The organism is Leucobacter sp. wl10, from assembly GCF_003569785.1.
Lineage (GTDB): Bacteria > Actinomycetota > Actinomycetes > Actinomycetales > Microbacteriaceae > Leucobacter.
On the sequence record NZ_KZ983989.1, the window covers coordinates 1 to 15,449 of the forward strand.

Sequence of the window (15,449 nt, forward strand, 5' to 3'; positions counted from 1 at the left end):
TTCGATCTGCGACTGCTCGAGCACGTGTCCTCCGTCTCCGTTACTCCGCGAAGCGGAAGAGCTTCTTGTTGGCGAATTCGAGCATGCCGGCCTGACCCATCTCGCGACCGTAGCCCGACTTCTTCACACCGCCGAACGGCACGTCCGGCCCGCCGAGCATGCCGGCGCCGATGAACACCATGCCCACGTCGAGCTGATTCCCGATGCGCTCGGCGCGGTCGAGGTCCTCGCAGATGATCACGGCGCTCAGGCCGTAGGGCGAGGAGTTCGTCAGCTCGATCGCCTCCTCGTCGCTCGCCACGCGGTACAGCTGCGCGACCGGGCCGAACAGCTCCTCGCCGTACACATCCATCTCCGGGGTGATGTCCGTGAGGATCGACGGGGTGTACACGTTGCCCCGAGGCTCGTTGTCGCCGATGAGCAGCCGAGCGCCCTGATCGAGCGCGCTCTGCACCTGCCCGGTGAGCGTCCTGGTCGCCGAGGCCGAGGACAGCGGGCCGAAGTCGCCCGCCTCGTAGGACTGCCCGCCGATCGCCTCCCGGAACCGCTCCGCGAAGGCGTCGAAGAGCGCGTCGGCGACCACGATCCGTTTCGATCCGCTGCAGCTCTGACCGGTGTTGTCCATGCGCCCGATGACGGCCTGCTCGACTGCGCGGTCGAGGTCGTCGGTGTCGAGCACCAGGAAGACGTCGGAACCGCCCAGCTCGAGCACGCACTTCTTCAACGCGCGTCCCGCCTGCTCGGCGACGATCGCGCCGGCCGTCTCGGAGCCGGTCAGCGACACGCCCTGCACGCGGTCGTCGGCGATGATGTCGCCGATCTGCCGGTGGGAGGCGAACACGTTCACGTAGGCGCCATCCGGGAAGCCCGCGTCGCGGAACAGACCCTCGAGCGCCAACGCGGACTCGGGGCACTGACTGGCGTGCCGCAGGATGACGGTGTTGCCCAGGATCAGGTTCGGCACCGCGAACCGCGCGACCTGATAGTACGGGTAGTTCCACGGCATGACACCGAGGATCACGCCGGTTCCCTGGAACCGGAAGAAGCTCCGCAGGCCATCCGCCACAGGCAGGGGTTCGTCGGCCAGCCAGGTCTCGGCGTTCCGGGCGAACGCCGAGACGATCGCCGCGGTGAACTCGATCTCCCCCGCACCCTGCCGCAACGGCTTGCCCATTTCGCGGTTGATGATCGCCGCAAGGCCGTCCCTGCGCTCGATGAAGAGCTCCGCGAGGCGCTGGGCGAGCGCGGCGCGTTCGGCGATCGTGGTGCCTCGCGCCCATTCGCGGTAGGAACGCTGTGCGGCGGCGAGCGCCCACTCGATCTCACCGTCCTGCGTCGCGGGGTACTCGGCGACGCTCTGCCCCGTCGCCGGATCGGTCACGGCGAATGCTGCCATCTGTGCTCTCCTTCAGCCTTCAGTCGAGACGGGCCGCTCAGATCCGGCCCGGCGCCGCAGTGGCGGCGTAGAAGCGCTGGCGCGCGCGCCCCTCGAGATGCTTGGCGGTGCCCTCCCGGTTCCCCGGACGTTCCGAGGTCATCGGGACCCCCACGTCCCAGAAGGCTCCGTTGCCGGAGAGATACCGGTACGGCTCGACCCTGGCGACGATCACCGCGGGGCGATCCTCGACCGTCCGGGCCTCTGCGAGCGCATCCCGGAGCTCATCGACGGTCGTCGCCGTCCAGGCGGCCGCGCCCATGCTGGCAGCGTTCGCCGCGATGTCGATGTCGACCAGGGTCCCGTCGAAGTTGCCGCGCTCAGCGGTGCGCTCGCGCAGCTGGGTGCCGAACTCCGCACCCTTGCCGCCTTTGGCCTCCTGCAGCGGCCAGATGCACTGATTGCCGCGGTTGTCGATCACCACGACCGTGAACTTCTCGCGCAGCTGCGTACCCGTGACGAGCTCCGTGGGCTGCATGAAGTAGGTGCCGTCACCGATGAGCACAAAGACGTCGCCTGGGGCACCGGGCGTTGCGAGGCGATAGCCGAGGCCCGCGGGGATCTCGTGGCCCATGCACGAGTTCGCGTACTCGAAGTGGATCTCGGTACCGTTGGACGGGTCCCAGGACTTGTGCACCAGCTCGACCGCCCCGCCCGAACCCAGCACGAGCGCATCCTCGGCCCCCGTGTGCTCGTTGAGCACTCGGGCCACCTGCGCCTGGCTCATGACCTCGCCGGGGAAATCCTGCAGGTCGTGCTCGAGCCGCTCTGCCGTCTCCCGCTGTGCGTCGGCGATCTCGATGCTGTACTCCTCGGGGGTGGCATACCCCGAGTCGGTCAGCTGCTCGTGCAGTGCGGCCAGGGAGAGCTTCGCGTCCCCCACCACCGGGAACGAGCCCATCTTGTGCGCGTCGAAGGAGCTGACGTTGAGATGCACGAACCGCACCTCGGGGTTCTGGAACAGCGAGTGCGAAGCGGTGATGAAGTCCTGCAGGCGGGTGCCCACGGCGATCACGCAATCCGCCTGCTCCGCGAGACGGTCGGCTCCGACGGTGCCGGTGACCCCGAGGCCGCCGACGCCCAGCTCACCGATCGGACCGGCGCCCTTGCCCGCGAAGGTCTCGGACACGGGGATCCCGAACTCCGCGCTGAAAGCGGCCAGGGCTTCCTGCGCCTTCGCGTAGCGCACGCCGCCGCCGGCGACGATGAGGGGCCGCTTCGCGCCGCGGATGATCTCGACGGCGTCCTGAAGCTCGGCCGGGGTGGCGGGACGGCGGCGGATCGGCCAGACGCGCGGAGCGAAGAACGACTCGGGGAAGTCGAACTCGGCGCCCTGGATGTCCTGCGGCAGGCAGACGACGACCGCGCCGGTATCGACGGGATCCGTCAGCGCGCGCATCGCCTCGGGCAGGGTGGACAACAGTTGCGCCGGGTGGGTGATGCGATCGAAGTAGCGGCTGACGGGCCGGAAGCAGTCGTTCGCCGACACGTCGCGCTCGACGGGGTGCTCGACCTGCTGCAGCACGGGGTCGCCGAAGCGGTTGGTGATGATATCCGCAGGGAAGAGCAGCACGGGCAGACGGTTGGTCGTGGCCGTCGCCGCGCCGGTGACCATGTTGGTCGATCCCGGGCCGGCCGAAGCCGTGCACGCGAGCGTGGACATGCGGTTGGTCGCCTTGGCGTAGCCGATCGCCGCATGCACCATGGATTGCTCGTTCTTGCCCGGATAGAAGGGGAAATCGGTCCCGTACTCGTCGATGCCCTGCGCGAGACCGACCGAGTTGCCGTGCCCGAAGATGCCGTACATGCCCGGCACCAGGCGCCGGCGCTCCCCGTCATACTCGCTGTACTGGACCTGCAGGTACTCGACGATGGCCTGCGCGACGGTGCGACGGCGTACCTCTGTGCTGCTCATGCGTTCTCCTCACATCGATGCTCCCGGCGGTCGCGCCGGTTCGTGTCGAGGATCATGCTTCCACCGGCGCGCACGGCACCGGTGTGCCATTTTGGTACGCGGGTGGTCGCCTGCGGTGCCGATCCCGCACCTACTCGATGAGGGATCGGGCCTCCACCGCGAGCCAGAGCTCGAAGAGATCGCGGTAGAGCTTCAGGCTCCGCCCCGTGAGCTGCTCGATGCGGCGAAGCCGGTACGTCAGGGTGTGCTCGTGGACGAAGAGCTGCGCGGCGGCCTTCCGCAGCCGGCCCTGCTGCTGGAAGTACACGGAGAGCGTGTGCAGCAGCTCGGTTCCATGCTCGGCGTCGTGCCGCATGATCGGCAGCAGCGCCCCGTTCGCGAGCTGCTCCATCGTCTCCACGTCTGGGTTCAGCCAGCGGGTCAGGCCGAACTGCTCCTCCGCGAGCACGACCGCGTTCTCCGGCGACTCCCCCGCGAGGTTCAACGCCCAGAGGCTCTGCCGCTGCGCGCGCGGCAGTTCGGCGATTCCGGTGATCGACGAGCTCGCGCCCGCTCGGATCCCGAGTTCGGCGACGAGGCTCTGCAGCTCCGATTCGCCGCAGGCGACCAGCGCGAACAGCCTGCCCTGCGCCAGCAGCAGATGGGGCAGGGCCCGATCGGCGAGCCAGTCGCGCACCCGGATCTCGCTCAACCCACCACTCGGCTGCTCGAGGGCGAGCAGCCTCAGGCCTTGGGCGGGATCGAGGCCGGCATCGATGAGCTGATCCTCCAGGTCATCTGCGGCGAGCTGCCCATCCAGCGCGCTCGACAGCAGCGCGCTCCCTCGACGGTGCACCGCCTCGCGTCGCCGCTGGTCGTCGATGGCGTCGAGCACCGCGAGTGTGCTCACATGCTGCAGCGCCGCGAGGCCGCCCGGAGCGACCCCGGCTCGTTCCTTGCCCACGAGATACGCGGTCACCCGATCACCGACGTAGAGCGGGAGCACGTACCCGTCGGGGATCACCCGCAGATCAGCAGCGGCCTCGGTGCCGTGATGCAGCTCCAGCCCATCGGGCACCCAGCTCCAGTCGCTCAGCAGCGGGCGCCCGGCCGGGGATACCAGCGCCAGGCGGTATCCGGAGATCTGCTCCAGCTGCGCATAGATCTCGACGCCGTTGTTCTCGGCGCCGTTCCGCAGCCGGAGCGTCTCGAAGATCCGCAGATGGCGGGAGAGGCGCCCTCGCGCCGACCGCTCGCTCGCCCCGGCGACGAGATGCGAGAGCTCGATGAACGGCACCTGGCGCGGGATGCGCAGCACGGGGAACGAGAGACGGTCGGCCTCGTCGAGCAGTTCCTGGCTCAACTCGGGCGCTTTGACGCTCACGGCCAGACCTGCGAGACGGTGATGCGCCAGTCGGGCGAGGTACTCGACCTGCCCCTCGGGATCCGGTGGGATGCCGAAGCCGTTCACGATCAGCAGCTCCCCGCCCTCCAACCACGGCCCGGGATCGGAGAGCTCGGAGACGTGCGTCCACAGCACGGGGTTCGTCGCCGCGCTCGCGCCGGCGACGAGCCGCAGGCCCAAATGCGGCATGGCGACGAGGTCGGCGATCGTCAGGAACTCCCGCGCAACGGTGTGGTTCACAGGCACTGCGCCCCCTCCTCGTGTCGATTCCGACGATGTCGCCGCGGCCGCGCGGCGAGCGCGTGTGCGCCCCGGGACCGCGGGGCGCACCTCGCCGTCAGTCGAAGCGGTACGGCTCCTGCGGACCGACCGAGGGCAGCGGCCGCGGCCGTTCGCAGGTGCTCTCGATCTCGATGTGCCGGCCCTGCTCCGAGGAGGCCTCGAAGGCGAGCAGGATCTCCAGCACGTGGTAGGCGAACTCGCCGCCCGTCCGCGGCTCGACGTCGGCGCGGATCGCATAGCCGAACTCGGCCAGGCCGATCCCGCGATACGCGTCGTCGCGGTGAGTGATCGACGTCTCCCGCCAGTCGCCCCCGCCGGGAGGTGTCATATCGAGCGCGAGGTCCCGCGGTTCACCGCGCCGCAGCACCGGAGCGCCGGAGAAGTGATCGGGGTTCGGTGCCGCGATGGATCCGCTCGTCCCGTAGATCTCCAGATGGGGCAGGTGGTGGTTCCACACGTCCCAGCTCACCACCACCGTGGCGACCGCTCCCGACTCGAAGTCGATCGTGCCCGTCACATGGGTGGGGGTACGGATATCGATGACGCCGTCGAAGCCGCCGTCGCCCGTCGGCCGGGGCCGGGTTTCGGACGAACGGGGAGCCGAGGCGCTCACGCGCGCCGCGGGCCCGAAGAGGTTCACCAGATTGGTGATGAGGTACGGGCCGATGTCGAGCATGGGACCGGCGCCCGCGCTGTAGAACGGATCCACGTTCGGATGCCAGTACTCGTACCCCCGGCAGGCGAAGGATCCGAACGCTGCGACGGGCCGTCCGATCCAGCCGTCGTCGATGAGTTTGCGGCTCGTCTGCATCCCCGAGCCGAGGAAGGTCGTGGGAGCCGAGCCCACCTTGACACCGGCTTCGCGGGCGGCCTCGAGGATCTGCCTCGCCTCGTCGAGCGTGGTCGCGAAGGGCTTCTCGGAGAGCACGTGCTTTCCCGCTGCGATCGCCTGCAGTGTGACGGGGGCGTGGAGCTTCGGCGGTGTGAGGTTGAGCACCAGCTCCACCTCGTCGTCGGCGAGCAACTCGTCCGGCGAGAGCGCCTTCGGCACCGCGTACTCGGCCGCGCGCGCCTGCGCCGCCGCCGCGTTGACGTCGGCGAGGGCGACGATGCTCACGTCGGGGTGCACGCCGATCTTGTCCAGATACTGGTTCAGCACGTTCCCGACACCGATGATGCCGACTCGAATGGGTTCCATGCTCATGCCCTCGCCTTCTCCGTAGCCTCGTCGTCGATTGTGCCATCGACGATCACCACGCCGTAGATCGCCCGTGCCGCCTCCGGTGTGACGCGCAGTTCTCGCACGTCGTCGAGCACCGCCTCGGGGTCGCGCTCCCGCGGATCCCCGTATCCGCCGCCGCCGGGGGTGATCGAGACGATCTTCTGCCCGCGCAGCAGTTCGTATCGGCCGACGACTGGGACCTCGCTGCGCTCGCCGGTCTCCAGGTCCTCGACCCAGGTGATCGGTTCGGCGCCGCCGCGACCGCCGCGCACCCCCTTGGGCGGGTTAAGTTTTCCCTCGATCCCGTAGGTGAGCGTCACCTGCGCAACCCGGGATTCCATGGTCACTCGCGATCCCAGACCGCCGCGCTGGCGGCCGGCGCCACCGGAGTCCGCCACGAGGGCGCGCTCGTGGATGAGAATCGGATAGCGCTGCTCGTCGACCTCGACGCTGTCGTGATAGAGCAGCGCGTTGCACACGGGCCGCTGGTAGGTGGGCCAGCCGTCGACATACGGCGTCGCGGGACCGCCGACCCCGCCCACGAGGATCTGGTTCACGTACGCGTTGCCGGTGCGCTCGTCGGTTCCCGAGATCACTGATTTCGCCGGGGCCTGCCCCGCGGCGCCCTCTGCGGTGCCGTAGCCATCCGCGATCTGGGAGAACGCCGCCTGCGCGATGTTCACGATCCGATCGGCGAGATTCGTCGTCCCGGACGAGCAGGAGAACGGATGCCGGGGGATCCCGACCGCGCTGCCCTCGCGCAGCAGCACGTCGACCCGGCGGAAGGTGCCCGCATTGCTCGGCAGATTCTCCGGGATCCCCGAGAGGATGCCGGCGAGCGCCGCACCCGTCGCGGTCGCGCGGGTGAGGTTCAGCCCGTTCGGCAGGTTGTCGGGGTTGTCCCGCAGATCGATCGAGATGCGGCCTTCCGGGGGTTTGACCTCGATCGTCGCCTGCAGCTGCACGCCCTCGGGACCCGTGCCGGGGAAGGGATCGTGTGTTGACCGGCCGTGCAGCACGCACTCCGGCATCGTCTCGATGGCGCTCGCAGCCAGGCGTTCGGAGTAGTCGAACCAGGCGTCGACGAAGTCGACGAGGTCGACGACCCCGAACTTCTCCGCGAGCTCCGTGATGCGGCGCTCTGCGATGCGCGAGGCGCCGACCGAGGCGAGGTAGTCGCCGTACCACTGGTCCGGCACGCGGATGCGGGCCCGGCACATGCGGACGATGTCGTCGATGTCGGTGTAGTCGCGCTGCACCCGGACGCACGGGAAGATCAGCGCGCCCTCCTCGTAGACATCGCGAGCGGTTGCGAAGAAGGTCGTCGGCAGCGAGTTGCCGCAGTCGGCCTGGTGCGCCTTCGTCACCGCGGTGAACAGATGCCGGCCCTCGAGGAAGATGGGCACGAGGATCACGTGATCAGCGGCGTGGGAGTTGCCCCGATACGGGTCGTTGTGCAGGAAGGCGTCTCCCTCGCGGATGTCGTCGTGCAGCTCGATCATGTCCTCGCCCAGCGGTCCGGCGCCGAACACGTGCACCGGCACGCCCTCGGCAGCGGCGAGCAGCTGGTTGTCCGCGGTCAGCACGGCGCACGAGAAATCCCGCGCCGTGTTGATGACCGAGGAGCGAGCCGATCGGAGCAGTCCGTTCGTCATCTCTCGCACGATGCCGTCGAACGCATTGGCCAGCACCGAGAGCTTCACAGGGTCGAATTCGCGCGTCACGATCACGCCTCCTTACGGGTCAGGTAGATGTTGGATCGATCATCGAGCTGCGCATCCCACTCGGGAGGGATGACGATCGTGGTCGTCGGCTGATCGATGATCGCGGGGCCGTCCACCCGCTCGCCCGGCGAGAGCGTGACCCCGCGGTAGCGCGGGGTGTCGTGGCTCTCGCCGCCGAACACGATCGGATCGGTGCGATGGACGACCGTCTCCCCCACCGACCCGGACTCGGCGCTCAGCTGCTCGGGACGCGGGATCTCGACCCGCACGCCCCAGGTGATGATCTCGACGCGGCTGTCGGGATCGTGCGTGCCGTTGCGGCGGTCGTGCTCGGCGTGGAAGGCGCGCTCGATCGCCCGGGCCGCGTCCCCTTCCGGGTTCGGGACCCCCTCCAGATACACCCGGAGGTCCCAGGCCTGACCGGGGTAGCGCGCATCGACGAAGTAACTGGTCGTCGCATCGGGATTCACGCCGAGGAAGCGTTCGGCGAACGCCGCGCCCTTGGCTGAGAGGCCGTCGATCGCGGTGCGCGCCGACACCGGGTTGAAGCCGCGGGTGTCGTTATGCAGGGGCGACAGGAACTCCGTGGCGATCGGGGCGCGATGCGCCCCGTAGGCCGCGAGCACACCCGCCGTGGCGGGAATGAGCACGGTGTCGGTCTCGAGGATCTTTCCGATGATCGCCGCGACCATCGCGCCGGCGCCGCCACCCGCGACGACGAGGGCACCGCGCGGATCCACGCCCTGCTCCAGCGCGGCCTGGCGCGTCGCCGTGGCCATCTGGTGCGCGGAGACCTCGAGGATCGCCTGCGCGGCCTGCAGCGTGTCCATGCCGAGCGGCCCGGCGATCCTGGTGTCGATCGCACGAACCGCGGCCTCGCGGTCCAGGGTGAAGCCGCCTTCGAAGCCCTCGACGTCGAGGTAGCCCAGCGCGACGCAGGCGTCGGTGACGGTCGGCTCGATGCCGCCGCGACCGTATGCCGCAGGACCGGGAGTGCTGCGGGCGCTCTGCGGTCCGACGCGCAGCAGGCCTCCTCCATCGATCCACGCGATGCTGCCGCCTCCCGCACCGATGCTGGTGACCGCGACCGAGGACAGACCGGTCAGATGCCCGATGAACGGTTCGCCCAGCCAGGCTTCGCGGGTGTGGCGCACCACGCCCTTCTCCACGAGCGAGACGTCGAAGGTCGTGCCGCCCATGTCGCACACGACCACGGTCTCCCGGTCCGGTGCGGCGGCCGCGCCGACGAGCGGCGCCATCGAGGGGCCCGAGTTGAGCAGCAGCACCGGCCGGTCGAGCACGTCGACTACGTCGAGCACGGCACCCTCAGAGGTCACCACGAGCAGATCGCCGCCGAACCCGAACTCGAGCAGGTCGGAGCGCAGCTTGCCCAGGTGATCCGCCATGAGCGGCTTCAGCGAGGCGTCGATCGCGGCCGCGGAGGCACGCCGATACTCCCGGATCGTCGGGTTCGCGTCGTGCGAGAGGGTGTAAGGAATGCCCGGCAGCTCCTCCTCGATGAGCTCCGCGATCCGGCGTTCATGTGCACTGTTGATGATCGACCAGAGACAGGCCACGGCCACCGCCTCGATGCCCCGATCGGCGAGGGGCCTCAGCGACTCGCGCACTCGGTCCTCATCGAGCGGGACGAGCACCTCGCCCTCGGCGGAGATGCGCTCGGTCACCTCCAGGGTGAGGTGGCGCGGAACGTAGGGCGGCGGATAGGCGGCCTTCGAATCGAATGCCTCGCGACGTCCGCCCTCGCGCAGCAGCAGCGTGTCAGCAAAGCCGTCGGTCACGAGCAGCGCGGTCTTCGCGACCTTCCCGGTCAGCACTGCGTTCGTCGCGTGGGTCGTGCCGTAGACGATCACATCGGCGTGGCGCAGTACCTGCTCCCCCGTCCACCCGACCGACTCGGCTGCGCGCGACACGGCGGCCAGGAATCCTGTGAACACCCGGTCGTAGGTGGTGAGGGCCTTGCCGACCGCCATCTGCCCACTGCTGGAGCCGACCACCACATCGGTGAAGGTTCCTCCGGTGTCGACGGCGATGCGGAATCTCAGGTCCTCGCCGGCTCGTCCAACTGCGATCTCGTTCATCTGCTCTCTGCACCTTCTTACGTGTTTGCCTGTGTGTTCGCGGCGGCCGCGGCCGGATCCGCCACGCGGTTGCTGAGCACCCCGACCCGCTCGATCTCGATCTCGATCTCATCCCCCGGGTGCAGCCAGATCGGCGGGTTGCGCTTCGCCCCGATGCCCTGCGGTGTGCCCGTGGCGATCACGTCGCCGGGCGACAGCGTCAGGAATCGCGAGAGGTAGGAGACGATGTCGGCGACCCGGAAGATCTGGTGCCGCGTGTTGGATCGCTGCAGCTCCACGCCGTTGACGCGCGTCGCGAGCTCCAGGGACTGCGGATCGCCGACCTCGTCGAGGGTGACGATCGCCGGCCCCCACGGCGTGGAGCCGTCGACCGATTTACCCGCGAGCCACTGCGTTCCGCGATACTGCAGGTCGCGGGCCGTGATGTCGTTCAGGACGGCGAAACCGGCGACGTGGTCGAGCGCCTCATCGGGGCCGACCCGGCTCGCGGACCGCCCGATGACCACCGCGAGTTCTCCCTCGAAGTCGAGGTTCTCGGTGATGTCGGCTCCCCCGATCTCGTCCTCCGGACCGATCATGGTCGAGGCAAACTTCGGGAAGATGTCCGGATACTCGGGCAGCGCCCGACCGGTCTCCGCGACGTGGTCGCGGTAGTTCAGGCCGACGCAGAGCACCTTCGCGGGGTCCGGCAGTGGAGCCGTCAGCCGAACCTCTGAGCGCGCGCCGACGCGGTCCCTCGCGTTCGCCCCGGCCAGCCGTACGATCTCGGCGGAGAGCGCGCCGAGCCGGTCGCCGTAGAGGCTCAGGAACTCCCGCACCGACGCCGTCGAGCCGAACACGGCTCCGTCGGCCGCGTCGAGCAGATCTTCGAGATCGTACACCGAGTCGTCGACGAGCACGCCGCCCCGCGCACCCGAATCGTGGGCGTAGGAAACGATTTTCACCGTTCGTCTTCCTTTCTTCTGGGTTCGGGATCAGGCAGCCGTGGCGAGGACCGCATCGGCCAGGCGTTCGACGATGTCGTCGACCGCGCCCTGATCCATCGGGGTGGACAGCGACAGCAGGTTCGCCGGCGAGCCCAGCAGGCCGCGCTCGTAGCTCTCCCACCACAACCGGTACTGGGTGGCCTCGTCGACCTTCTCCGCGCCGACGGGCACGGCCCGGATCAGCGATCCACGGCCTCGAACCTCCCACCCGGCGTCCGCGACGCGCGCGTTCAGCGTCTCGCGCGCGGCGTCGCCAAGGCGGTTCAGACGCTCCACCTCGTCCGCCGGGTACAGCCGCAGCGCCGCGGCGCCGGCCGCCATCGACACGGGGTTCCCGGAGAACGTCCCCCCGTAGGGGAGGCTGCCCGGGCGGGTCGGATCGGTCTCTCGCATGAGCGCCTCCAATCCGACCACGGCGCCCACGGGGAGGCCGCCGCCGATGAGCTTTCCGGTGGTGAGCAGGTCGGGCGATACCCCGCACTCGCCGCTCGCTCCGCCGTGGCCGAGGCGCAGACTGATGGTCTCGTCGATGATCAGCACGATCCCGTGCCTGGTCGCGAGCTGCCGTGCCTCGCGCACGAACGGTTCTGAGACGCTCAGCAGTCCGGCGCGGTTCGGCAGGAGGTCGAGGATGATCGCCGCGTAGCCGCTCGCATCCGCCTCGACCGCCTCCCGCAGCGAAGCGATGTCGTTGAGCGGCACCGTCGTCACGTCCTTGACGACGCCCCGGGTGACCCCGCGGGTGTAGCCGGGACCGCCGGGCACCAGCGCCACCTCCGAGGTGCCGTGGTATCCCCCGCGCGTCACGATCACCCGTTCGCGTCCGGTGCTCGCGCGGGCGATGCGGATCGCCGACATCACGGCTTCGGTGCCCGAGTTCGCGAAGCGCACCTGGTCCAGCTGCGGCAGGCGCGCGAGCAGCAGCTCCGCGAGATCCCACTCGTACAGGTTCGGGATCCCCCAGCTCGCGCCCTCGGAGAGCGCCTTCGTGGCGGCCTCGACAATCTCGGGGTGGGCGTTGCCGTGGATGAGGGCGGTGAAGTTGTTGTTCGCGTCGATCAGTTCCCGGCCTCGGTCGTCGGTCACGAGGTACCCCGTGCCGCAGATCGCGTAGGGGCTGGGCGCGCCGGTGTAGTAGGTGGATCGGCCGTAGCCCCCGGGAAGGAGCGGATGACCGCGCGGCCCGCGTCGCAGGTGCGGATCCTCCGCGGTCTGCCGGTCGGTCGCGGCGGGCCGCTCCGTCTGATTGCTCGTCGTCACGTTCTGCGTCTCCACTCTTACTCGGTCACCAGGTCGATCAGGGGCTGATCCGTGAGCGCGAGGCGCACGCGCTCCACGGCGCCGTCCTGGAGGGCCCCTGTGGATCGGTTCGACCGCCATGCGATGTGCGGGGTGAGGATCGTATTCGGCGCGGAGCGCAGGGGATGCTCCGGGTCGAGCGGCTCCTGTGCGAAAGTGTCGATGCCGGCGCCGGCGATGCGACCCGACCGCAGCGCGGCGGCGAGCGCCACCTCGTCGACGAGGCCGCCGCGGGAGACGTTGACCACCACCGCTCCCTCGCGCATGCGCTGCAGCACCTCGTCCGAGACGAGGTTCCAGGTCGCGTCGCTCAGGGGCAGGTGCAGGGACACGACGTCGGAGTTCTCGAGCACGTCGTCCAGGCCCGCCATCTCGACGAAGCTCTCGGTGACGAACGGGTCGTAGGCCCGCACGCTCGCGCCGACCGCTGAGTACATCCGTGCGACGTGCTGACCGATGCGTCCCATGCCGACGACGCCCACCTCGAGCGCCGAGAGAGGCGGGGTGTCGTAACCGATGATGCCGCCCCAGCCGAAGTCGCGGATCGCCGTGTCGCCCGCCGGGAGCCGCCGCGTCAGCGCGAGCCCCATCGCGAAGGCGTGCGACGCCACCTCCTCGGACGCGGTGCCGGGCACGATCGAGACCGGGATCCCGGCCCGTGCGGCTGCACCGACGTCGATGTTGTCGTAGCCGATTCCGTAGCGGATCACCGCTCTGCACTGGCGCATGAGGGGGAAATCCTCCGCGGTGAGTCGCGCATAGGGCGTGACCATCACGATCTCCGCCTCGGGCAGGCCCGCGCGGAACGAGTCGGCGTCGGCGGCGACGACCAGCTCGTAGCCGAACTCGTCGGCGAGCGACCGCTCACGGTCCAGGTCCGGGAAGTGGTGGGGGGCCACCAGGATCTTTCCCCCGCTGTCACGGCTCATCGCCCGCTGTCCTCTCTCTCCATGTCTGCTGCTGCCGTCGAATCGTGGATTCGTGCAGCAGCGCGTGGAGTCAAGTACAGCGCGGAATCGTCGCCGCATTCCGTCCCAGATCGGAACATGATAGGCGCCTGAAAACACGCAAGCCGCGGTGCCCGGAGGGGTCTCCGGGCACCGCGGCCGTTCCGAGCGCGCCTCGGTTGCGGATCAGCTCAGAGTTCGAGGCCTCGGCTCTTGAAGTAGTCCATTCGCCGGTACAGGGTGGAGCGGCCGATCTGCAGCAGTTCCGCCGCGAGCCGTCGATTGCCGCGCGCCTCCTGGAGCGCCGCACGCAGTTCGCTGAGCTCGGCATCCTCCAGCCGGGAGAGCTTGTCACCGGTGACCACCCGCTGGAACCCCTGCGGCAGATCATCGACCGTCACCTCGGCGCCGCGCGCGCGTTCAACCGCGTTCGAGACCACCACCCGCAACTGGTCGATGTTCCGCGGCCAGTCGGCATTCGTGAGCGCGGTCAGGAGGCGGCGCGTCAGTCCACGATCCCCCAGCTCGCGCGCGAACGCCTCGGCGAGTACGGGAATGTCCTCGCGCCGGCTCCGGAGCGGCGAGAGCGGGATCTCGAGCAGGTCGCAGGCCTCGGCCACCAGCATCGTCGCGTCGGTCGGTCGAGCGACCGTCATCAGCACCCGGGTGCCGGTGATCGCCTTCAACGTGCGGACCAGCTCCTGCGCCTGCGGGCGAAGCAGCGCATCCGCGTCCTTCACGATCAGCGCGGACGGCGGAGCGGCGGCGATCCGGCGGATCTGCTGCGAGAAGCGGAGGCCCTGCGACTCGGGCTCCAGACAGTCGATCTCGAGCGCGTCGCCCAGTCTCCGCGCGATCGCCGCGGCGAGCCGTCCGCGCCCCGTACCGCTCTCGCCGACCAGGATCACGTGCCGCCGCTGAGCGATCGCCTTGCGTGCGAGATCGAGCGCCCCGTCGAGCTCCGCGCTCACACCGTCGAACTCGTCGTCCAGGCCGTCGGCCGGCCGTGCCGGTCGCACGAGCCCGGATTCGATCCGCACCGCGTCCCCCTGCAGGCCCGCGCGTGGCCGGATGACGACGATCGCCCCCGCTCGTTTCTGAGTCAGGGGCACCGGCGAGACCTCCAGCGTCACCAGTCCCAGGCCGCGCAGGTGCACCTCGCGCCTCGTGCCTCGCGAGGCGGTCATCACGTCCTTGGCGTAACTCGAGACGACCGCGAAGTCGCCTTGCTCCAGCGTCGCGGTCGCCATGGCGTTCATCAGAGTGTTCTTGCCGTCGGTCGCGAGCACGGCGGAACCGCCTCGGCGTCTCGACACCGTCAGGTACTCGTTCAGGAGCAACCGCTCGTCAGCCGAGGCCCTGGCCTCGATCTCACGTGCCACCTCTGCCGCGACGCCCTCGAGCATCAGCAGCGTCGAGGCCGGATCGAGGCTGCGCACCCGGTTCGCGGGAAAGGTCAGCGCGATGACGGCACGCACTCGGCTGTGGAAGGGATCCAGCACCAGCGAGGCGAAGCACCAGTTGCGCCGCATGTCCTCCCGGAAGTGCTCCTCGGGGGCGAGCCAGACGCTGCGGCCCTCTTCGAGCGCCAGGCCCTCGCCGTTGCTTCCGCAGTGCTCTTCGAGAAGCGAGTACCCCGCCGGGAACCCCTCGGTGTAGCGGAGGAAGTCCGTCCCCTTGATGGACCCGTTCGGCGCGGTGAGCGTGGCGTAACCGCCAAGATCGGCCGCGAAATCGTCGAGCTTCCGCAGAATCGGCTCCGCGATTCGAAGCGTGTGCGCATCGATTCTGCCCTCTTCGAAAACGCCTCGATCCACCGTTGCATCGACCCCGGCCGCCCGGCTCCGGTACCAGGATCGCGCGACGACAGGCCTGACACCCGCCAGATCTGCCGCGGGTTCGCTGAGAAATCGCTCCCAGATGCGCGCGACCTCACCAGACGGTTCTGCGGGCCGAACCTGCGCGAGTTGTGCTGAAGCCATCTGGGGTGCCTCCTTCGTCGAACCACCGCGAAGCCGCCGATTGATTGATCAAGCTAACACAGGCAGCGGGGCTGTGGGTTTCGACTTCGCCACAATCCACCACACCCGGCCTTGGCAGAACCCACAATGCCCCGGCGACCTACTCTCGAGAGTCGCGTGCGCGGCGCGGCGCCA

At 69.3% G+C, this 15,449-nt stretch carries 10 protein-coding genes; all 10 read right to left on the bottom strand.

All coding sequences use genetic code 11. The annotated features are described in order from the left end of the window. Window positions 1-40: 40 nt before the first annotated feature. Window positions 41-1,396: an aldehyde dehydrogenase family protein gene (locus D1J51_RS03805; protein ID WP_119073868.1), complete on the bottom strand. Its 1,356-nt coding sequence runs from the start codon at window positions 1,394-1,396 to the stop codon at window positions 41-43. Between the two features lie 37 nt (window positions 1,397-1,433). Continuing rightward, window positions 1,434-3,350, bottom strand: a complete 1,917-nt coding sequence (gene iolD / locus D1J51_RS03810) for a 3D-(3,5/4)-trihydroxycyclohexane-1,2-dione acylhydrolase (decyclizing) (RefSeq protein WP_119073869.1) — start codon at window positions 3,348-3,350, stop codon at window positions 1,434-1,436. Window positions 3,351-3,480: 130 nt separating this feature from the next. After that, window positions 3,481-4,980 (bottom strand): PucR family transcriptional regulator, encoded by a 1,500-nt coding sequence (locus tag D1J51_RS03815; protein ID WP_162903653.1) that lies wholly within the window; start codon window positions 4,978-4,980, stop codon window positions 3,481-3,483. A gap of 91 nt (window positions 4,981-5,071) precedes the next feature. After that, window positions 5,072-6,220 (bottom strand): Gfo/Idh/MocA family protein, encoded by a 1,149-nt coding sequence (locus D1J51_RS03820; protein ID WP_240422876.1) that lies wholly within the window; start codon window positions 6,218-6,220, stop codon window positions 5,072-5,074. Then, window positions 6,217-7,962, bottom strand: coding sequence for a hydantoinase B/oxoprolinase family protein (locus D1J51_RS03825; protein WP_119074068.1), 1,746 nt, complete (start codon window positions 7,960-7,962; stop codon window positions 6,217-6,219). The genes D1J51_RS03820 and D1J51_RS03825 overlap by 4 nt, the downstream gene beginning before the upstream one ends. A gap of 2 nt (window positions 7,963-7,964) precedes the next feature. Continuing rightward, on the bottom strand, window positions 7,965-10,061 hold the full coding sequence (locus D1J51_RS03830) for a hydantoinase/oxoprolinase family protein (RefSeq protein WP_119073872.1): 2,097 nt from the start codon (window positions 10,059-10,061) through the stop codon (window positions 7,965-7,967). A gap of 17 nt (window positions 10,062-10,078) precedes the next feature. Then, complete coding sequence (locus D1J51_RS03835; RefSeq protein ID WP_119073873.1) at window positions 10,079-11,005, bottom strand: fumarylacetoacetate hydrolase family protein; 927 nt, start codon at window positions 11,003-11,005, stop codon at window positions 10,079-10,081. A gap of 30 nt (window positions 11,006-11,035) precedes the next feature. Further along, on the bottom strand, window positions 11,036-12,307 hold the full coding sequence (locus D1J51_RS03840) for an aspartate aminotransferase family protein (protein WP_240422878.1): 1,272 nt from the start codon (window positions 12,305-12,307) through the stop codon (window positions 11,036-11,038). Between the two features lie 17 nt (window positions 12,308-12,324). Beyond that, complete coding sequence (locus D1J51_RS03845) at window positions 12,325-13,275, bottom strand: C-terminal binding protein (protein ID WP_119073875.1); 951 nt, start codon at window positions 13,273-13,275, stop codon at window positions 12,325-12,327. A gap of 209 nt (window positions 13,276-13,484) precedes the next feature. Next, a complete protein-coding gene (locus tag D1J51_RS03850) occupies window positions 13,485-15,275 on the bottom strand; it encodes a sigma-54-dependent Fis family transcriptional regulator (protein WP_119073876.1) in 1,791 nt (596 codons plus the stop codon). Window positions 15,276-15,449: the final 174 nt, after the last annotated feature.

What these genes read in the sequence shown, in the direction of transcription:
- iolD (WP_119073869.1), bottom strand. Translation starts at nt 3,350, where the DNA reads ATGAGCAGCACAGAGGTACGCCGTCGCACCGTCGCGCAGGCCATCGTC.
- D1J51_RS03805 (WP_119073868.1), bottom strand. Translation starts at nt 1,396, where the DNA reads ATGGCAGCATTCGCCGTGACCGATCCGGCGACGGGGCAGAGCGTCGCC.
- D1J51_RS03845 (WP_119073875.1), bottom strand. Translation starts at nt 13,275, where the DNA reads ATGAGCCGTGACAGCGGGGGAAAGATCCTGGTGGCCCCCCACCACTTC.
- D1J51_RS03850 (WP_119073876.1), bottom strand. Translation starts at nt 15,275, where the DNA reads ATGGCTTCAGCACAACTCGCGCAGGTTCGGCCCGCAGAACCGTCTGGT.
- D1J51_RS03820 (WP_240422876.1), bottom strand. Translation starts at nt 6,220, where the DNA reads ATGAGCATGGAACCCATTCGAGTCGGCATCATCGGTGTCGGGAACGTG.
- D1J51_RS03830 (WP_119073872.1), bottom strand. Translation starts at nt 10,061, where the DNA reads ATGAACGAGATCGCAGTTGGACGAGCCGGCGAGGACCTGAGATTCCGC.